The 17,316-nt window shown below is 69.6% G+C and carries 20 protein-coding genes; 9 read left to right on the top strand and 11 right to left on the bottom strand.

What is annotated here, in order from left to right; all coding sequences use genetic code 11:
* Positions 1 to 7 precede the first annotated feature (7 nt).
* Both SPR02S_RS27855 and SPR02S_RS56515 read left to right on the top strand, forming a co-directional pair.
* A complete protein-coding gene (locus SPR02S_RS27855) occupies positions 8 to 961 on the top strand; it encodes a catalase (protein ID WP_019060301.1) in 954 nt (317 codons plus the stop codon).
* Positions 962 to 964: 3 nt separating this feature from the next.
* Positions 965 to 1,258 (top strand): hypothetical protein, encoded by a 294-nt coding sequence (locus tag SPR02S_RS56515; RefSeq protein WP_019060300.1) that lies wholly within the window; start codon positions 965 to 967, stop codon positions 1,256 to 1,258.
* A gap of 7 nt (positions 1,259 to 1,265) precedes the next feature.
* Here the strand turns inward: SPR02S_RS56515 and SPR02S_RS27845 are convergent, their stop codons facing one another.
* Together SPR02S_RS27845 and SPR02S_RS27840 are read right to left on the bottom strand one after the other, a co-directional pair.
* Entirely contained in the window at positions 1,266 to 1,736 is a 471-nt protein-coding gene (locus tag SPR02S_RS27845) for a hypothetical protein (RefSeq protein WP_026150922.1), read from the bottom strand.
* A gap of 32 nt (positions 1,737 to 1,768) precedes the next feature.
* Positions 1,769 to 2,674 carry an aminoglycoside phosphotransferase family protein gene (locus tag SPR02S_RS27840; protein WP_019060298.1) on the bottom strand — a complete coding sequence of 302 codons (906 nt, stop codon included), beginning with the start codon at positions 2,672 to 2,674 and terminating at the stop codon, positions 1,769 to 1,771.
* 144 nt (positions 2,675 to 2,818) lie between these two features.
* Here SPR02S_RS27840 and SPR02S_RS27835 point away from each other — a divergent pair, with 144 nt between their 5' ends.
* Positions 2,819 to 3,703, top strand: a complete 885-nt coding sequence (locus SPR02S_RS27835; RefSeq protein ID WP_019060297.1) for an LLM class flavin-dependent oxidoreductase — start codon at positions 2,819 to 2,821, stop codon at positions 3,701 to 3,703.
* 116 nt (positions 3,704 to 3,819) lie between these two features.
* Here the strand turns inward: SPR02S_RS27835 and SPR02S_RS27830 are convergent, their stop codons facing one another.
* Positions 3,820 to 4,032, bottom strand: coding sequence for a hypothetical protein (locus SPR02S_RS27830; RefSeq protein ID WP_019060296.1), 213 nt, complete (start codon positions 4,030 to 4,032; stop codon positions 3,820 to 3,822).
* On the opposite strand from SPR02S_RS27830, the gene SPR02S_RS63275 reads away from it, so the two are divergent.
* Together SPR02S_RS63275 and SPR02S_RS27820 are read left to right on the top strand one after the other, a co-directional pair.
* Positions 4,027 to 4,173: a hypothetical protein gene (locus SPR02S_RS63275; protein WP_019060295.1), complete on the top strand. Its 147-nt coding sequence runs from the start codon at positions 4,027 to 4,029 to the stop codon at positions 4,171 to 4,173. The genes SPR02S_RS27830 and SPR02S_RS63275 overlap by 6 nt on opposite strands.
* A gap of 135 nt (positions 4,174 to 4,308) precedes the next feature.
* Complete coding sequence (locus SPR02S_RS27820; protein ID WP_019060294.1) at positions 4,309 to 5,073, top strand: intradiol ring-cleavage dioxygenase; 765 nt, start codon at positions 4,309 to 4,311, stop codon at positions 5,071 to 5,073.
* Positions 5,074 to 5,140: 67 nt separating this feature from the next.
* On the opposite strand, the gene SPR02S_RS27815 is transcribed toward SPR02S_RS27820, so the two are convergent.
* Complete coding sequence (locus SPR02S_RS27815; RefSeq protein ID WP_019060293.1) at positions 5,141 to 5,794, bottom strand: DUF4360 domain-containing protein; 654 nt, start codon at positions 5,792 to 5,794, stop codon at positions 5,141 to 5,143.
* A gap of 268 nt (positions 5,795 to 6,062) precedes the next feature.
* Between SPR02S_RS27815 and SPR02S_RS27810 the strand changes: the two genes are divergently transcribed.
* Complete coding sequence (locus tag SPR02S_RS27810; protein ID WP_019060292.1) at positions 6,063 to 6,902, top strand: intradiol ring-cleavage dioxygenase; 840 nt, start codon at positions 6,063 to 6,065, stop codon at positions 6,900 to 6,902.
* A 224-nt stretch (positions 6,903 to 7,126) separates the two neighbouring features.
* On the opposite strand, the gene SPR02S_RS27805 is transcribed toward SPR02S_RS27810, so the two are convergent.
* The 4 genes from SPR02S_RS27805 to SPR02S_RS27790 form a co-directional block, all read right to left on the bottom strand.
* Positions 7,127 to 7,687: a TlpA family protein disulfide reductase gene (locus SPR02S_RS27805; protein WP_019060291.1), complete on the bottom strand. Its 561-nt coding sequence runs from the start codon at positions 7,685 to 7,687 to the stop codon at positions 7,127 to 7,129.
* Positions 7,684 to 8,148, bottom strand: a complete 465-nt coding sequence (locus SPR02S_RS27800; RefSeq protein ID WP_019060290.1) for a hypothetical protein — start codon at positions 8,146 to 8,148, stop codon at positions 7,684 to 7,686. Before SPR02S_RS27800 ends, SPR02S_RS27805 begins: the two co-directional genes overlap by 4 nt.
* A 90-nt stretch (positions 8,149 to 8,238) precedes the next feature.
* Positions 8,239 to 9,474, bottom strand: a complete 1,236-nt coding sequence (locus tag SPR02S_RS27795) for a hypothetical protein (protein WP_043258544.1) — start codon at positions 9,472 to 9,474, stop codon at positions 8,239 to 8,241.
* Between the two features lie 68 nt (positions 9,475 to 9,542).
* A complete protein-coding gene (locus tag SPR02S_RS27790) occupies positions 9,543 to 10,049 on the bottom strand; it encodes an RICIN domain-containing protein (protein ID WP_019060288.1) in 507 nt (168 codons plus the stop codon).
* 201 nt (positions 10,050 to 10,250) lie between these two features.
* On the opposite strand from SPR02S_RS27790, the gene SPR02S_RS56510 reads away from it, so the two are divergent.
* Positions 10,251 to 10,745 (top strand): DUF3515 family protein, encoded by a 495-nt coding sequence (locus tag SPR02S_RS56510; protein WP_019060287.1) that lies wholly within the window; start codon positions 10,251 to 10,253, stop codon positions 10,743 to 10,745.
* A 41-nt stretch (positions 10,746 to 10,786) separates the two neighbouring features.
* Here SPR02S_RS56510 and SPR02S_RS56505 read toward each other — a convergent pair whose 3' ends face one another.
* Positions 10,787 to 11,128 carry a LuxR C-terminal-related transcriptional regulator gene (locus tag SPR02S_RS56505; RefSeq protein ID WP_019060286.1) on the bottom strand — a complete coding sequence of 114 codons (342 nt, stop codon included), beginning with the start codon at positions 11,126 to 11,128 and terminating at the stop codon, positions 10,787 to 10,789.
* A gap of 226 nt (positions 11,129 to 11,354) precedes the next feature.
* Between SPR02S_RS56505 and SPR02S_RS27775 the strand changes: the two genes are divergently transcribed.
* Positions 11,355 to 12,092: a hypothetical protein gene (locus SPR02S_RS27775; RefSeq protein ID WP_019060285.1), complete on the top strand. Its 738-nt coding sequence runs from the start codon at positions 11,355 to 11,357 to the stop codon at positions 12,090 to 12,092.
* 42 nt (positions 12,093 to 12,134) lie between these two features.
* On the opposite strand, the gene SPR02S_RS27770 is transcribed toward SPR02S_RS27775, so the two are convergent.
* Positions 12,135 to 12,608: an RrF2 family transcriptional regulator gene (locus tag SPR02S_RS27770; protein ID WP_019060284.1), complete on the bottom strand. Its 474-nt coding sequence runs from the start codon at positions 12,606 to 12,608 to the stop codon at positions 12,135 to 12,137.
* Positions 12,609 to 12,726: 118 nt separating this feature from the next.
* On the opposite strand from SPR02S_RS27770, the gene SPR02S_RS27765 reads away from it, so the two are divergent.
* The gene (locus tag SPR02S_RS27765) at positions 12,727 to 15,711 is read left to right on the top strand and encodes a glycoside hydrolase family 35 protein (RefSeq protein ID WP_019060283.1); all 2,985 of its coding nucleotides are present in this window, start codon (positions 12,727 to 12,729) and stop codon (positions 15,709 to 15,711) included.
* Between the two features lie 30 nt (positions 15,712 to 15,741).
* Here the strand turns inward: SPR02S_RS27765 and arfA are convergent, their stop codons facing one another.
* On the bottom strand, positions 15,742 to 17,256 hold the full coding sequence (gene arfA / locus SPR02S_RS27760; protein WP_019060282.1) for an arabinosylfuranosidase ArfA: 1,515 nt from the start codon (positions 17,254 to 17,256) through the stop codon (positions 15,742 to 15,744).
* Positions 17,257 to 17,316: the final 60 nt, after the last annotated feature.

The following is a 17,316-nucleotide window of genomic DNA, read 5'->3' as shown; positions in this document are numbered from 1 at the left end:
AGACGGCATGACCGCGGCCCAGGCTGTCGACCGGATCGAGGCCGCCGCGCACCCGCGTCCGCACGATCGCCGTCTGCACGCACGCGGGGCTGTGTACGACGCACGGTTCGTGCCCACCGGGCAGATCGCGGAGTGGACCACCGCCGCCTGTCTCACCGCCGAGTCCGCCGCCGTCATCCGGTTCTCGAACGGCTCCGGCAACTTCGCCGCCGACGACCGGGCACGGGGCGTACGCGGGATGGCGGTCAAGTTCCTTGACGGCGACGGCAGTAGCGATGACGCGAGGGCCGTCATGGATCTGGTGGCCGCGAACTTCCGGGTCTTCTCCAGTCACAATCCCGAGGGGTTCATCGACCTCGTCGAGGCGCTGGGCATGGCGGCCACGGAGGGCGGGTTCGCGGACCGGGCGAAGGGAAAGCTGGCCGCGGCCGGGAAGTTCGCCACCGTACTCGCCCAACACCCGGAAAGCCGGGGCGCGTTGAAGTCCTTCGCCGGGCAACAGGCACCCGCCGGTTTCGCGACCACCCGCTACGACGGGCTGCACGCCTTCGTCCTGGTCGACGAGTCCGGCGTGCGCCGCCCCTTCCGCTACCGTCTCGTGCCCCAACTGGGCGAGGTCGAGATCGATCCCGCGTACGCCGAGACACTCGCCCCGGACTTCCTCATCGGCGACCTCGACTCCCGGCTCACCACCGGTCCCGTCACCTTCACCGTGGTGTACCAGCTCGCCGAGCCGAACGACCCGACCCACGACCCGTCACAGGCGTGGCCGGAGCACCGCCCGCTGATCCCGGCCGGCCACCTGCACGTGACAGCCCGCTCGCCCCGCGAGGACCATTGGCAGCAGCAGGTCTTCGACCCGACCCGCCTCGCCCCGGGCGTCGAAGCCTCCGACGACAAGATGCTGGCGTTCCGCCGCCACGCCTACTCCGTCTCGGCGGAACGCCGGCTCGCTCCCTAGGTCGTGTCCGCGAAGTCCCGTCGTCCGCCCGAAGGGCGGGCCCCGCGCCCCGCCGAGGCCGCGACCCAACTCCGCGTGTTCCAGACCGAGATGGCGGCGGAGGTGGAACACCACCTGCGCCGCCTCGACCTGGGTTCCCCCGACCCGACCCTGACCGCACTGCTCCTGGTCCAGGCGGCCGAGGCCCAGATCCACGGCGCGATCCTCGATCCGCCGCCGGGGCGCACCCCGGCCGAGTGCGTGGAGGCGGCGATCGCCCTGTGCCTGGCGGCGCTGGGCATCCGGCCGACCACGTAGAGCGGCGCTACGGCTGTGTCACGCCGGCGAGTTCCCCCACCGGCGCGAGGTCATGGCAGTCACCGCCGGCCGTACCGCCCCTGCACCACCACACCAGACGCCCGCTCCAGCCGTCGTCCCAGTCCCAGTCGGGCGCCGTGCCCTCGGGGCGAAGATGCGTGCCGAGCTTGTGGAACGGGCACATCGGCCAGGCCAGCCAGAGCCGGTCGGCCACCGTCTCCTGCGCCGCGTCCGCGACGGGGCCCAGGGCGTCGAGGGCGTCGTCGTCCGGTTCCTGGAGACCGTTGTGGTGCCAGGTTCCGTCGGACACGGCGACGTAGACCTGTTCCTCCCAGACCATCAGCACGAGTGGCGGCTGGTCGGGGAGGGTTGCCGCGAGGTCACGGTTGACGGTGGCGAGAGCGGCCTCAAGTCGCGGGTAGCGGCCGGGTTCCGCGCGTTGGGGGTCGAAGGGTTCCATCGGCCGATCTTCGGTCATGTCCCTCACCCGGGACCAGCGGCTGCTTCACGTCACGCGAGCGACTTGTCCGCCAGGATGCGTTCCAAGGACCGCCTGCCCGTCCGGCTCATGACCGGGTTGCTTTCGACGTAGTACCAGACCAACCCCATCGCCTGAGCAAAAGCCCACGCCTTGCCTCGCGCCCATTCAAGGTCGTCGCTGCCCAGGCGGTCACGGAGCACCTGCCGCGGCCCGGCCTCAAGCAAATGCCACGCGCTCACGAGATCCAGCGAAGGGTCGGCCGGCCCGAAGCCGCCGACGTCGAGAATCCCCGCGAGCCGACCGGCGGACACGAGCACGTTGCCAGGAATCAGATCGCAGTGGGCCATGGCGTCCCGAGCCGCACCTCGCGGCAGATCACGCAGAGTCGCCCAGACACGGCGCAGCCGAGGGACATCCAGGAGTTGCTCACTGTGTCCGAAACAGGTCTCCATCCACGAGTCATGGGACCGCAGGTCGCCTCCTCGACCGGTGCCGGCGAACGTGCGGCCATGGGTGTCGATCGCGCGCAGGTCGCCGATGAGATCGGCCAGGTCACCGGCGAACGCCGACGATTCGCCCGGGTCCTCGTCGGCGGCCACGACGCCGGGCAGCCATGTCTGCACCGACCACGGAAGCGGGTAACCCGCCCCGGGCTCACCGAGCGCGACCGGCTCGGGCGTGGGGAAACGTGTGCGACCTGCCAGCTCGCGAGCCGCTTCCGCTTCGGACGCCAGCCGGCGCCGCGTCGACTCGGCCTCGGCGGGCTCAAGAGGGAATCGGGCCGCGAGCCGATCGCCGATACGGAAGACTGCGTTGACCGTGCCCTGCGCGGCGATGCTCCTGACCGGCAGGCCCCGCCACTCGGGAAACTGCTGCTCCACCAACGTGCGCGCCGTCTCAGGCGACACCGTCAGCTGGTTGGCATGCATCTCCATGAGGGAAGCATTCGCGTCACGATCTTCAGCTGCAACCCGTTTTCTGTCGCCGCGGCTCAATGCCATCGCGCCAACGGTGACCCGTAGGGCAGTGTTCGCGTATGCCGTGCGGAGATGACCAGGGGGGCACACATGCGCGTGGGGATGACGGTATTGCCGGAGCACTCCGGAGAATCCGCCCGGAAGATCTGGGCGAGCCTCGAAGAGTACGGGTTCGACCACGGCTGGACCTTCGACCATCTCGGCTGGGACGGGCTGCTCGACGGCCCGTGGTACGGCACGGTGCCGACGCTGACCCTCGCCGCACTGGTCACCTCGCGGCTGGAGATCGGCACGCTTGTGGCCAGCCCGAACTTCCGCCACCCGGTGGCCTTCTCCCGCGACCTGATCGGCCTCGACGAGATCAGCGAAGGGCGTCTCACTCTCGGCGTCGGCGCCGGTGCGGAGAGCGGGTACGACGTCGACGTCTTCGGGGCGGGAGCGCCGAAGAGCCGGGTTCGCAGGTTCGGCGAGTTCGTCGAGCTGCTTGACCGGCTCCTCCGCGAGGACCATGTCTCCTTCGAGGGTGACTACTACTCCGCCGTCGACGCTCGTTCGGTGCCCGGGTGCCGGCAGCGGCCGCGGCTGCCGTTCATAGTGGCGGCCAACGGTCCCGGGGCAGCGTCCGTCGCGGCACGGTACGGGCAGGGGTGGGTGACGATCGGAGGCAGGGCGGAGCGGCTCGATGCGTGGTGGGGTCTTGTCTCGGAGGCGAGCGACCGGATGACGGCCGCCCTCGCGGTGCACGGACGCGAGGGCGATCCGGCGTTCCGGCGGATGCTGCAGACCGATGCCGCACCGGTGCTCAGTATCCAGTCGGCCGACTGCTTCGACGATTTCCTGGGCCGGGCCGACGAGTTGGGGTTCACCGATGTCGTCGCCCCGTGGCCGCGTGCGCAGGGTCCCTTCTCCGCGCCGCGGTCGGTGGTCGACCGGATCGCCGCGGACGTTCTTCCCCGGTGGCGGACCTCGGGAAGCGACCGTCCGTGACGACGGGCAGAGCATCACAGCGGCGTCGGTGATCAACTGGCGGGCGTGTTCAGGGTGTTGGGTGGCGCGGGGCCGCTTTCGGGGAGGTCGTGGTGGACCTCGCCCATGCTCTTCGGTTACCGAGTACTGACGGGCCGAGCCGCCTTCCAGGCGAGGTAGTGCCGGGTGGGCGCGTCCGTGAACGAGGTGTGGCGCGGGGTCCAGCCCAGCAGGCGGTGGGCCTTGGCGCTGGTGACCAACTCGTCCTGGTCTGCGGCCAGTTGCATCATGCCGCCGGCCTCCGCGCTCTCCAGGGCGATCTCGCCGACGCCGGGCTGCGCGCCATGCACGCGGCCCAGCCCTCCCACCTCGCCAGCGCCCGGCGCCGGGTCCTCGACCACATCCCGGCCGACCTCCTGCCGGCCATCGCGGCGACGCTCGCCGAACTCGCCGAGCTCACGGAGGGCGGGCGCCGACAGCAACCGTCGTAGCGCGACCGGCAGCAGCCGTCATAGCGCGACCGGTGACAGCGCCGTAACTCGCCTGTCTTGCAATTGACTTGACGGACCATCACTTTGCGATTCGCACAGCCTGGCGACAGCTTCCGCTCCTAAGGTGCCGTGTTCATGACAGACAACAACGGAGCCACCCCCACCCCGGTCGGACGCCGTACCGTCCTGATCGCCACCGGCACCACCGCCGCCGTACTGGCCGTGGGCGCCGCCGCTCCCTCATCCCCCACGACCACCACCGCCGCGGACACGACTCCCGCAGCGGCGGCGGCAGTCTGCACCCTCACCAAGGAGATGACCGAAGGTCCCTACTACCTCGACGGCGCCCTGGTCCGCGCCGACGTCACCGAAGGCAAGGCCGGCATCGCGCTCAAACTCGCCCTCACGGTCGTGGACGACAGCACCTGCGCCGTCATCCCCAACGCGCTCGTCGAGATCTGGCACAGTGACGCGCTCGGCGAGTACTCCGGCTACGTCGGCCAGAACGGCCACAGCGAACCGGACGACGGCACCTTCCTGCGCGGTGGCGTCCTGACCGACTCCAGCGGTCTCGCGAGCATCACCACGATCTACCCGGGCTGGTACCGCGGCCGCTGCATCCACATCCACGTCAAGGTGCACACCGGCGTCACGCTCACCTCGGACGGCTCGTTCACCGGCGGCAGCGAACTCCACACGGGCCAGCTCTTCATCGACGAGACCATCACCACGGCCGTCGCCAAGATCTCCCCGTACTCGACCAACACGGTCACCCGCACCACCCTCGCCCAGGACTCGATCTACGACGACGCAGGCGCCGCGTCCGGCCTCATGACCGTCACGGGTTCGACCTCCGCGGGCTACACGGGCACGCTGACCCTCGGCGTCCAGCAGAGCTGAGCCGAAGGGGTGGCCCGCGGTGCGAGACGGGCCACCCCTTCCTCATGTCACCTCACAGCACCGCACGTCAGGAACCCGGGCAGTGCTCCCACGCCATGTGGTACACCGTGCTGATGTCGCCGTCCGTCGAGTCCATCGTCATGAAGCTGACCGCACTGGACGACGAGGAACCGGCGCTGACCCGCAGCTCCGTGTTGATGTTGAAGTTGCGCTGAACTCCGCAGGGCGCCCAGACGAGTTGGGCCACCTCCGTGGTGTCGTTCGCTTGCCAGTTGTCGTCGTAGGGGCCACTGAAGGGGTGGTTCTTGCTCGTGGTGTTCGACGAACCCTGGAAGTAGTACGAGGCCTTCTGCGCACCGCTCGCGCCGCGCTGGAGCGAGGCGAAGCCCCGGTAGTCGGCGCTCGCGATGGCGTACGTGAAGCCCTGCGGGACGTGGACGACCAGGTTGAGCTGGCAGTTCTTGCGGAACGCCGTGGGGTCGGAGTTGCCGCCGACCTGGGCGAGGTACGCGCTGTAGGTCACCGTGAAGGCGGTGTTGTCCTCGGAGACGGCGACCGCCGTCGTGCCCTGCGGGCAGCCCGAGCCGTTCACCGTGGCGACGTTGATGACGATCTTGTCCGGGGGCGGGTCGTCGAACACGGGTGAGGACGAGTGCTGCGCGGGCAGCACGGTGGTGAGAAGAGCGGCGACGGCGCCGCTCAGGAGGAGCCCACCAGGCATGGTTTCTCCTTGGGGTTGGGGGGTGGCTGCGCCCCAAGTCTTTGAAGAACCAATGAAGTTCCTGTGAAGACCGACGGCGCGCTCGCATCGTAGGGAGCCCCACAGGAAGCGGTCAGCGCGAACTCAGGCCATTCACAGACGCGTCTTTCACATTCTCTCCACAGCGTGTGAACTCTGTTGAAATAAGCGGCCGTTGACCGTTCCGTCCCCAGGCCCTTCACAGCCGCACATTAAGGAATCCTTCAGGTACCGCCCTAGCTTCCTTGCCATGACGGGAATCAACGAGAACGACCAGCAGCTCGACCAACAGCCCGCCCGGCACCGCCGGGACAAGGGCGTCCAGCGCCGCCGCGTTCTGATCGGCGGCGGCACCGTGGCCCTGGCGGGCGGCCTCGCGGCGGCCGGCTTCGCCTCGGCCGACACCCCCACGACCACCACCGACGCGTCGACCTCCACCGTGACCACCGACGCGTCCGCGTCGGCCACGAGCAGCGTCTGCACCCTCACCGCGGAGGTCACCGAAGGCCCGTACTCGCTCGACGGCGCCCTGATCCGCGAGGACATCAGAGAGGAGAAGGAAGGCGTCGAGGTCCAGTACACCTTCACCGTCGTCGACCAGGACAACGACTGCGCGCCGCTCGCCGACGCCCTGGTCGAGCTCTGGCACTGCGACTCGCTCGGCGAGTACTCCGGCTACGTCGGCAAGAACGGCCACACCGAGGACGACGACGGCACCTTCCTGCGCGGCGGTCAGATGACCGACTCCAGCGGGCAGGCGAGCATCACGTCCATCTGGCCGGGGCACTACGTCTCCCGCGCCGTCCACGTCCATATGCGGGTGCACACGGACGTGACGCTCGCCGACGGCACCTACACCGGCGGCACGGTCGTCCACACCGGCCAGCTGTTCTTCGACGCCGACATCAACGAGGAGATACAGGCCAGTTCGCCGTACTCGGACAACACCACGGCGGAGACGGCGCTCGCCGACGACTCGATCTACGACGAGGGCGGCGCCGCGTCCGGCCTGCTCACCCTGACCGCGCTCGGCACGAGCGTGTCCGACGGCTACACGGCCACCCTGACCGTGGGCGTCAGCACAAGCTGAACTGGAGGCAGATGACCAGGAAGTACTGATCGGGATCCGCCGATCACATCCCTACCGGCTGCCGCCCTCCGGCGGACTCGGACTCGGTCCGCGCCAGCGCCCTCTCCCGGCGATGGGCACGGACCGAGTACGCCAGGCGGCAGCCGGTATCCCGTACAACCCCTATCCCGAACGACCCGTAGTCCGTAGTCCGTAGTCCGTAAAGAACTACGCATACCGGAGCGCTACTTGGGCAGCAGCGGCTCGACGATCTTCGCGAGCTGGTCGCGGGTCACCGCGCCCATCCGCGTCGCCGCCACCTTCCCGGTCGGGTCGATGACGATCGTGTACGGCAGCGCCTGTGTGTTCACCAGGCCGCGCGGCAGCCGCAGGGCCTGCTTGCTCGACGGATCGTGCAGGGACGGATAGGCCAGGTCGTGGGCCTTCTGGAACGCGAGACCGGCGGAACGGTTCCCGTCGTTGTCGAGCCCCAGCACCCGCAGTCCGCGCCCGCCCCACTCCTGCTGGACCTTCTTCAGCTCGGGCGCCTCCGCCCGGCAGGGACCGCACCAGGACGCCCAGGCGTTGAGCAGGACCACCTTGCCGCGATAGTCGGAGAGCCGGATCGCGTCGCCGTCCAGCGAGGTCCCGGCCAGATCCGCCACGGCGGGACGCTTCCCCTCCTTGAAGGTCCGGGTGAGTGGATCCCCGGGGCTGGCGTCGCTGATCGGGGCCGGTGCGGAGCAGCCCGCGAGGACCGCGCACGCGGCGGCCACGGTCACGTACGCGCGTCGAGTCGTCGTCACCGCTCGCGCACGTCCCTGCGGGTGTCCCCGGCGGCGACCGCGCTGAGTACGACCTCCAGGTCCCGGGACCGCCACGCGCCCAGCGCCCAGGCCGCGGGAAGCTGGAGGGTGAACAGGGCGTAGATCGCCACCACGAACGCCGCGTCCGCCGGCGCCTCGTCGCCCGTGGCCCACGCCGACAGCCCGGCGCAGAGCAGCAGGGCCAGCAGGTACACGGATCCGTCGACCACGACCACGCGCCAGCGCGGCAGGGGCGCCAGCAGTCGCCGGGCCAGCGTCAGGACCGCCGTGCCGCACACCAGGAAGACCCAGTTCCCCGGGTCCTTCAGCCAGAAGGACGCCCATGCGCCGAGGCCACCGGTGGCGGCCTGCCACACCAGGTCGACGCCGGCGCCGATCAGCCAGGACAGGACAACGACGGTGAGCGCGTAGCGGACGGCCCCGCGCCAGGTGACAGTCACGTCACTCCCCCTTTCGTCGACGGGCCGCCGCCCAACAGCGGCCGTCCCACGATCATTGTCCTCCCCGTGCTCCGCCGAGCGGGCTCGGGGTCAGTAGCCGCCGTTGTTGCCGATGGTGCCGAGTTCGCACATCGGCTGGGACAGGCACAGCAGGCTCTTCATCCTCGACTGGTGCACGGCCTTCGTGGAGTGCTTGGTCGCGCTGGTGTACCCGTACAGGTACATCTCGCTGTCCGGGGCCTGGCGGTACTTGCCCGACACGTAGAAGTCGCCGTTGCGGGCGAGCCGCGCGTCGTAGTACACGCCGATCCCGGCCCGCTTCGCGCCGGTCTTCGGGCAGAAGGGGTCGGTGGCCTCGATCTGGCCGTGCACGGCACGGGTCTTGCCGTCGAAGCGCGTCTTCGTGGTGAAGTCGATCTTCTTCGTGGAGGCCTTCCGCTTGGCCACGAACTTGCCCGTCTTGGCGTTGTAGACCTGCGTCCAGCCGGTCTCCGGGAAGAGGTCGTACGCCGACTTCGTCCAGTACACGACCCCCCGCAGGCCGGCACGGAACGACGGGCCGGTCACCTTCGAGGAGAAGCTGCGGTTGTCCCCCTTGTACTTGTAGCCCTTGGTGTACTTGCACCCCGACACCGAGCCGAGCTTGGTCGGCACGGTGGCCCACTTCTGCCGGATGAACGACCGCCAGACCACGGTCGTCCTGGTGTACTTCTTCGCCTTCGCCTCGATCTGCGACGCCGTCTTCGCCAGCGTGGCGGCGTCGTCGGAGCGGGGCACCGTCGCCGTCAGACCCCAGGTGTGGCCGAGCTCCCCGACCTCACCGGTGATCTTGTAGTCGACCTCGCCGCCCGCCGTCACACCGGTGTCGCGGAGGCTGTGTCCGGTCGTGTCCGCGATCCGCACACCGTCGCGGTACACCGTGTACCGGCCCGCGCCCAGGTCGGGCCAGGACAGGTCGACGAACCGCGACGAGGCGGCCCACGCGGCCCGTTCCGCCGCCACCGGGGAGGACGCGAGCGTGGTGTCGGCGATCACCTTCTGCCCGCCGGCCGAGAGGATCTGACTGTCGCTCGCCTGCCCGACGTAGCTGCTGACCGTCGACACCCGGGTCGAGGACGAGGTCAGGGCCTGCCGCGTCCCGCCGAACCGGCCGCTGTCCGAGTCGAGGACGAACACGGCCTTGCCGACGGACGCCCCGGACGCCCCGGACGCCCCGGTCGCCCCGGTCGCCTCCTGGCCGGAGGCCGACGTCAGCGAGGACACCATGAGCACAGCGGGAATCGCCGTCACCGCGAGCACGCGCGGCACGGATCGGCTCCACTGCATGCGAACACCCCTTCTTGGTACGAGAGTTGTGGTGGGACCTGTTGCTACGACGACTGGAATCCGCCGCCTCAGGAGAGGCCCCACTCCTGGCGCACCCGCTCCGCCTTCGACGCGCTGGAGTGGTACGCCTCCAGGTACGGCTTCGAGCCCGCGCGGGTGGAGTTCGAGGCAATCGCCTTGTTCTTCGAACGGCTGATGATCCGCGAGCCGTTGAGCGCCCACTGGTGGCTCTTCGACGAGGGCTTGCAGGTGGCCTGGACGATCCGGGAGGCGGAGTCCACCGCCAGACACTTGCCGGACTTGTCGTTCTTGATGGTGAACACCGAGCCGCTCAGCCGCTTCAGGGTCCACCGGAAGGTCTTGTCGGTCTTGCCGCACTTGGCCACGACCAGCCGGGCGTTGTTCTTCTTGCTGCCGCCCATGGACAGGCACACGTTCGGTGCCCACACCCGCTCCAACCGGGTGTGCGCGTACGGGTTCGCCGCCTGCGTCGCGGCCTGGGCGGGAGCCGACATCGTGGCCATCGCCCCGGCCGCGACCGCGGCGAGAGTGAGGGCACTGGCTGTCTTGCGCATCGCTTCTCCTCAACAAGTCGATCTTCTTGAGTGACCGAAGGTAGGCGCGAACTTCCGCCGCCACCACGGCTGTTGGGGAGGTGTCCAAAGGGGCGATGCACAAAGGGGCAAGAGCCAGGGCCGCCTCGGATCCGGCCGCCCGGGTGCCCTAACGTTCTGTCGGAGTCAACCGTTTTCGCCCCGAGAAGAGCACCCGCGCGCATGCCCTGGAACCGCCCGAACCGACTCGCCCTGACCGTGGTCGGCTGCGCCCTGCTCGCCGGCACCGTCGTGACGGGCTACACCCTCGTCAACGCCGACGCGGACGCCGCGGCCGGCATCCGGCCCGCCGCGTCCGCGAACGCGCCGCACTGCCATCGCATCGCCACCAGCGCCCCCGCGTCCCTCGGCGGCCTCGCCCGGCGCGACAGCAGCCTTCCCGGGATCGCCGTCTGGGGGGACCGCGCCATCGTGCTGCGCTGCGGAGTCACCCCGCCCGGCCCCACCAGCGACCCGTGCTTCGCGGTCGACGGCGTGGACTGGGTCATCGACACGGCCCAGTCCACGCGCGGCAGAAAAGTGATCGTCACCTACGGCCGGGTCCCGGCGACCCAGGTCGTCTTCGAGGGCGGGGGACAGACCGACGCGGCACTGGTCGATCTGTCCCGGATCGTCGCCCCCATCCGGCAGACATCGAACTGCGTCGAGACCGGGTGACTTCCGGGCGCGGAGTGACTTCTCCGCGCCCCCCTGTCCCCCTATCCGCCGGAGGACGCCACCTGCCGCCCGGCCGGAACCCGCTCCGGATGGCGCGTGCACGCGGACTCCGAGCACAGGGCGTCATGGGCCAGCGCGGCGACGATCGCCGCCTGTGTCCGTGTCTGCTGCCCGGTCTTGTCCACGATGTTCGCGACGTGCGCCTTCACGGTGCGCTCCGCGATCCCCAGTTCACGTGCCAGTTCCCGATTGCCCACGCCTGTCCCGAGCAGCAGGAGTACCTGCCGTTCACGGACCGTCAGCGCGTCCAGCCGCCAGGTTCCCCGCTCCGGATTGCTTCCGGTGCGCCAGTACGCACATGCCGTATCGAACTTCGAGGCCATGTCGCCCCTCCTTTGATCCCGGCTCTTCCCAGCAGACCCCCGTGGTCCGGTTGCAGCCAAGATCACCGCCCAATCTACCCGCCCGGTCTGACATGGCCACGGCTTTACGGAACGCCCACCTCCCCTTCACCAAGGGGCATTGCCCCAAGAGACAATGTCCGCCAACTGCCGGAATCCCTAGGGTCGTTGCCGATCAGCACCACCATCAGCAACGAACGGGGACACCATGATCAACCGCACCCTGAGCCGCGGCACCATCGCCGCTCTCGCCACTGCCACGGCAGTCGCCGTGCTCGCCCCGGCCGCGCAGGCCGTCACCGCCGCCGCCCCCATCGCGCCCGTCGCCCACACCGCCGCCGTCCTGCCCGCGCACCTCACCGTCGACGGCTACCAGGCCTACCTGAAGAAGAACTGGGCGAAGGGCGGCCGGGAGACCTCCGCCGCGTTCAAGAAGCTCACTCCGGCCCAGCGCAAGAAGTTCCTGCTTCACCTGGAGGACCGCAAGATCTACCTCGCCCTCCGCAACACCGTGAAGGGCAACGTCGGCCACCGGCTGCACATCGTCAACAGCTACAACCAGGACGTCCAGCTGGTCACCGATGTCACGTCCCGTATCGCCGGCGACAAGGTCGCGACGGCCACCCTGAACTTCACCGTCTCCGAGCGGATCTACGGCATCACGGTCACCACCGAGACCGTCACGGTCGGCTTCGAGACGCGCGGCCACGCCAAGAACAAGAACGCCCACGCCAAGGTCACCCTGAAGAACGTCAACGCCGCCATCGCGGTCAAGGCGTCCAAGCCGAAGGCCGTCGCCAAGGGGGCCATCACCAACGGCTCCACGGTCTGGACCGCCACTCCTCAGGTGCGGGCCTTCGGCAAGAAGGTCGTCAAGGACCAGCTCATACAGTCGGCCGTCACCAAGACCGGCAAGACCTTCAGCGCCAGGCTCACCAACCGCTGACCCACCCGCCGGGCCGACCCACGCACCGAGCGGCGGCCGGTGCTACGGGTTCTCCCAGGCCGCCGGTTCCGCGGCCAACCGCCGTACCGGTTCCGGGAGGGCGTCCGCCGCGATGTCCGCGACCGTGACGCCCTCCAGGATCTTGCGGACGTTGGCGCGCAGCGCGATCCACAATGGAAGGAGGGGTTCGGCGGTGCCGGTGTAGGAGAGGCCGGTGGGACGTTCACCGCGCACGGACACGATCGGGCCGTCCACCGCGCGGATGACGTCCGCCACCGTGATCGCCCCGGCCGCGCGCGCCAGCCGGTAGCCGCCGCCCCCGCCGCGCCGGCTGTCGACGATCCCGGCGCGCCGGAGGTCGCCGAGAATTCCCTCCAGGAATTTGTGCGGGATGTCCTGCGCGGTGGCGATGGTCTCGGCCTTCACCGGACCGTCCGGCACAAGGCCGTCGTCACCCCGTACGGCGAGCTCCAGTACCGCCCGTACCGCGTAATCCGCCCGTGCCGAGATCCTCATGCGTCCATTGTGGTCCGTTCTGGCGTAGAGAATGGCCCCGCACGACAGCCTCCCTGGACCACCACGGAAAATGGCTTCGCACGTGCCGCCGACGGACCGGACCCGGGAGGAGCTTCCAGTGGAGCTGAGCAGGCGTACCTTCAGCACCCTCGCGGGGACGGCCGCGCTCGGCCTCGCGCTGGGCGGCGGCAGTGCCGCCCCCCAGGACGCGTACGCCGCACACGTCGTGCCGACCGGCCCGCCCCCCGCCCCACCGGGCGCGGACGGGCAGCCGCACACGATCGGCTACGACCGCTACTCCCTGATCGTCGACGGCAGACGCCTGGTCCTGTGGTCGGGCGAGATGCACCCCTTCCGGCTGCCGAGTCCGTCCCTGTGGCGCGATGTCCTGCAGAAGATGCGCGCCTTCGGCTACAACGCCGTCAGCATCTACGTCTCGTGGAACTACCACTCCCCCGCCCAGGGCCACTACGACTTCACGGGCATCCGGGACCTCGACCTGTTCCTGCGCATGGCCACCGAGACCGGCCTCTACGTCATCGTGCGCCCCGGCCCGTACATCAACGCGGAGATCGACGCGGGCGGCTTCCCGGGCTGGCTGACCGCCACCAAGGGCACCGCGAGGACGGCCGACCCGACGTACCTCTCGCACGTCGACGAGTGGCTGACGCAGGTCAACTCCATCGTCTCCAAGCACCTGTTCACCCAGGGCACGGGCACGGTCCTGCTCTACCAGATCGAGAACGAGTACGACGCCCACGTCACCGAGCCGACCGGCCGCGACTACATGTCCCACCTGTACAAGAAGGTGCGCGCCGACGGCATCGACGTCCCCCTGTTCCACAACGACAAGGGCCGCAACGGTTATTGGACCCCCGGATCCTTCGACACCGGTGCCGACACGGGCGGTTGGCTGTACGGCTTCGACGGGTATCCGACGCCGTCCCAACCGCCGCCGGACTGGGGGCACTTCGGGATCGGCGGGGCGAAGGGCGGGGCTACCGCCAGCCCCAAGACCCCTGGTTTCGTGCCGGAGTTCGGCGGCGGCTGGTTCGATCCGTGGGGCGGGTCGTGGTTCGACGGCAAGGGGTACGCGGAGTCGCGCCGGACGCGTGACGCCGCGTACGAACGGCGTTTCTATCTCACCAACCTCGCCAACGGACTCACCCTGCACAACGTCTACATGACCTTCGGCGGCACCTCGTGGGGCTGGCTGCCGGCGCCGGTCGTCTACACGTCGTACGACTACGGCGCCGCCTTCGACGAGGGCCGCAACGCGACCGCCAAGCTCGTGCCGATGCACCAACTCGGCCATCTGCTGCGGACCGTGCCCGACTTCGCCAAGCTGGACAAGGCGGCGGACGTCGCGGTGGACGGCCTGAAGACCTACCACCTCACCAACGCCGACACCGGCGCCCACGTCTACGTCCTGCGCAACGACGGCACGAAGGAGGTCACTTCGACGCTGCCGACCGCGACCGACGACATCGAGGTCACCGTCCCGGCCCAGGACGCCCGCCTCCTGGTCACCCAACTAGCCCTCGGCGGGCGCAAGTTGAGGTACTCGACGGTCACGCCGATGATGTCCCTCAGCACCGGCCGGCAGGACCTCGCCGTGTTCGCCGGGAAGCGCGGCGAGATGGCCCACGTCGTCGTCGAGTGCCCGGAGGAGCCGGTGGTGACCCGGCTCGACGAGCAGGCCGCGTGGGTGTGGGACCGCGGTCTCCTGCACGTCACCGTCCCGCTCGGCATCGGCGGCCTGACCCGGGTCCTGGTCCAGGCCGGCGGCGTCGACAACCCCCTCGTCCTGCTCTTCGCCGACGAGGCCACCTCCGTACGCCTGTGGCCGTACGAGACCGGCTCGGGCACCGCCCTGGTCTACGGCCCCGCGCTGCTCCGCGGGGCCACGATCAGCGGTACGACCGCCCAGCTCACCGGCGACACCATCGCCGAGACCGGCGTGGAGGTGTGGGGCCCGCGCGGCATCACCGACGTCACCTGGAACGGGCGGCCCGTGCCCGCGACCGTCACCAACGCGGGCAGCCTGCGCTCGAACCCGGACGCGCTGCTGCCCGGCGTGCCCGCGGTACCGCTCCCCGCGCTCGACGGCTGGCGGCGGAAGGTGGAGAACCAGGAGGCCGCGGTCGCCTTCGACGACTCCAAGTGGACTGCGGCGAACAAGACTTCGACGTTCAGCACGACGGCCATCCCCTCCGGGCAGCCACTGCTCTTCGCGGACGACTACGGCTTCCACTACGGCGACGTCTGGTACCGGGGCCGGTTCACGACGAGCACGGCCGACGACCTTGAGTCGCTGACCCTCGCCTACAGCACGGGTACGCAGGGGTTGCTGATGGCGTGGCTCGACGGGGAACCGCTCGGCACCCACCGGATGCCGGTGCCGACCACCAGCAGTGTGCGGCAGGGCAGTTGGACGGCGAAGGCGACCCTCGCCGTCCCGGAGAAGCCCGCGAAACTGCGCGCGGCCGGTCCGCATGTCCTGTCCGTCCTGGTGCGGCGGATGCAGCACGACCAGGACGGCAAGGCCCTCGACACCCACAAGGTGGCCCGCGGCCTGACGGCGGCGACCTTCAAGGGCGCCTCCCCGAAGGTGAGTTGGCGCCTCCAGGGCGAGGCCTCACCCGATCCCGTGCGCGGGCCGCAGAACAACGGCGGGCTGTACGGCGAGCGGAAGGGCTGGCATCTGCCGGGATACGGGGACGGCGGCTGGGAAGCCGTCACCCTTCCCCGCGCCGACAAGCGCCAAGGCGTGGCCTGGTACCGGACCAGCTTCCAGCTCGCCGTGGACACCGACATCGACGCCTCGATCGGCCTCGTCCTCGACGACGACCCGGCGCGCGCCTACCGCGTCCAGATCTTCCTCAACGGCTGGAACATGGGCCAGTACATCAACGACGTGGGCCCACAGCACACCTTCGCGCTGCCGAACGGGATCCTCCGCACACGTGGCACCAACACACTCGCCCTGGCCGTCCTGTCCGACGGCACCACACCTGCGGGCCCGAAGGACGTACGGCTGACGCTGTTGGGGAGTGCGGCCGGAGGAGTACCGGTCTCGCCGGTGGCCTCGCCCGGCCGCTGACCCCGCTTCGGTTCAGGCTCCTGCTTCGGTTCAGCTGATCCTGATCATGTTCCAGGACAGCGGCTCCAGTACGGCGGTCAGGGTGCCGTCCTGGAGGGTGGTGCCCTCGACCTCGTGCGGGGCCACCCGCTCCGGGTCGGCCAGGGTGTTGCGGGCGTCCGGGTCGGTGTCCGCGAGGGCGCTGTGCTCGACGACCGACGTCAAGTCGAGGCCGTTCAGGCCGACTTCGAGCGGGAGGGACTCGGTGCGGCTGCGGTTGACGGCGAACACCGTGACCGAGCCGTCCTCGCCGCGCACGGCGGTGGCGTGCAACAGGTCGGCCTCGCCGTGCTTCTGCGTCTCGTGGGTCGGGGAGTCGACGCGGACGTCGAGGACCTGGCCGCGGCCGTGCTTCGACGCCTGCGCGAAGGGGAAGAACGTCGTCTGCCGCCAGGCCGGGCCGCCGGGCTCGGTCATGATCGGCGCGATGACGTTGACGAGTTGGGCGAGGCACGCGACGGTGACGCGGTCGGCGTGCCGGAGCAGGGCGATCAGGAGTGAGCCGAAGACGACCGCGTCCATGACGCTGTAGTTGTCCTCCAGGAGGCGCGGGGCCTCCGGCCAGTCGGCGGGGTCCGCGTTCTTCGCCTGCTCCTCCCAGTCCGACGTGTACCAGACGTTCCACTCGTCGAAGGAGAGGTTGATCTTCTTCTTCGACTTGAGGCGGGCGCCCACGTGGTCGGCGGTCGCGACCACGTTCTCGATGAAGGACTCCATGTCGACGGCCGAGGCGATGAAGGAGTCGAGGTCACCGTCGGTCGGCTGGTAGTAGGCGTGCAGCGAGATGTAGTCGACCAGGTCGTACGTCTCCTGGAGGACCGTCGACTCCCACTCGGCGAAGGTCGGCATGGCCTGGGAGGAGGAGCCGCAGGCGACCAGTTCGACACCGGCGTCGATCTGGCGCATCGCGCGGGCCGTCTCGGCGGCGATCCTGCCGTACTCCTCGGCGGTCTTGTGGCCCGTCTGCCAGGGGCCGTCCATCTCGTTGCCGAGACACCAGACCCTGATGCCGAAGGGGTCCTTGTCGCCGTGGGTGATCCGCTGCTCGGAGAGGGTCGTGCCGGAGGGGTGGTTGGCGTACTCCTGGAGTTCCAGGGCCTCGGCTACGCCTCGGGTGCCGAGGTTGATCGCCATCATCGGTTCTGCCTGGGGGCCCAGCTTCTTCAGGAACGCGATGTACTCGGAGAGGCCGAAGCGGTTGGACTCCGTCGAGCGCCAGGCCAGGTCTAGGCGGCGGGGGCGATCCCCTGCGGGGCCTACCGAGTCCTCCCACTTGTAGCCGGAGACGAAGTTTCCGCCGGGGTAGCGGATGGTGGTGACGCCGAGTTCGCGGACCAGGTCCAGGACGTCCTGGCGGATGCCCTGTTCGTCTGCGGTGGGGTGGGTCGGTTCGAAGATGCCGGTGTATACGCAGCGGCCGAGGTGTTCTACGAAGGAGCCGAAGAGGCGGGGGTTGACTTCGCCGACCGTGAAGGCAGGGTCCAGGGTGAAGCGGGCGGTGCGCATGCGGGCCTTTCTGGGTTGAGTTTTGTCTGCGGCTTGTGGGGGCTGATCGCGCCCACGCGG

Origin of the sequence: Streptomyces prunicolor NBRC 13075 (assembly GCF_000367365.1) — a bacterium.
GTDB classification, from domain to species: Bacteria; Actinomycetota; Actinomycetes; order Streptomycetales; family Streptomycetaceae; genus Streptomyces; species Streptomyces prunicolor.
Note: the sequence above shows the minus strand (reverse complement) of the source record. Positions and strands in the feature narration are given on the sequence as shown.

Excerpts from the sequence above, each read along its gene's own strand:
- SPR02S_RS27855 (WP_019060301.1), top strand. The coding sequence starts at position 8 with ATGACCGCGGCCCAGGCTGTCGACCGGATCGAGGCCGCCGCGCACCCG.
- SPR02S_RS27845 (WP_026150922.1), bottom strand. The coding sequence starts at position 1,736 with ATGACCGAAGATCGGCCGATGGAACCCTTCGACCCCCAACGCGCGGAA.
- SPR02S_RS27840 (WP_019060298.1), bottom strand. The coding sequence starts at position 2,674 with ATGGAGATGCATGCCAACCAGCTGACGGTGTCGCCTGAGACGGCGCGC.
- SPR02S_RS27835 (WP_019060297.1), top strand. The coding sequence starts at position 2,819 with ATGACGGTATTGCCGGAGCACTCCGGAGAATCCGCCCGGAAGATCTGG.
- SPR02S_RS63275 (WP_019060295.1), top strand. The coding sequence starts at position 4,027 with ATGCACGCGGCCCAGCCCTCCCACCTCGCCAGCGCCCGGCGCCGGGTC.
- SPR02S_RS27820 (WP_019060294.1), top strand. The coding sequence starts at position 4,309 with ATGACAGACAACAACGGAGCCACCCCCACCCCGGTCGGACGCCGTACC.
- SPR02S_RS27815 (WP_019060293.1), bottom strand. The coding sequence starts at position 5,794 with ATGCCTGGTGGGCTCCTCCTGAGCGGCGCCGTCGCCGCTCTTCTCACC.
- SPR02S_RS27810 (WP_019060292.1), top strand. The coding sequence starts at position 6,063 with ATGACGGGAATCAACGAGAACGACCAGCAGCTCGACCAACAGCCCGCC.
- SPR02S_RS27795 (WP_043258544.1), bottom strand. The coding sequence starts at position 9,474 with ATGCAGTGGAGCCGATCCGTGCCGCGCGTGCTCGCGGTGACGGCGATT.
- SPR02S_RS27790 (WP_019060288.1), bottom strand. The coding sequence starts at position 10,049 with ATGCGCAAGACAGCCAGTGCCCTCACTCTCGCCGCGGTCGCGGCCGGG.
- SPR02S_RS56510 (WP_019060287.1), top strand. The coding sequence starts at position 10,251 with ATGCCCTGGAACCGCCCGAACCGACTCGCCCTGACCGTGGTCGGCTGC.
- SPR02S_RS56505 (WP_019060286.1), bottom strand. The coding sequence starts at position 11,128 with ATGGCCTCGAAGTTCGATACGGCATGTGCGTACTGGCGCACCGGAAGC.
- SPR02S_RS27775 (WP_019060285.1), top strand. The coding sequence starts at position 11,355 with ATGATCAACCGCACCCTGAGCCGCGGCACCATCGCCGCTCTCGCCACT.
- SPR02S_RS27770 (WP_019060284.1), bottom strand. The coding sequence starts at position 12,608 with ATGAGGATCTCGGCACGGGCGGATTACGCGGTACGGGCGGTACTGGAG.
- arfA (WP_019060282.1), bottom strand. The coding sequence starts at position 17,256 with ATGCGCACCGCCCGCTTCACCCTGGACCCTGCCTTCACGGTCGGCGAA.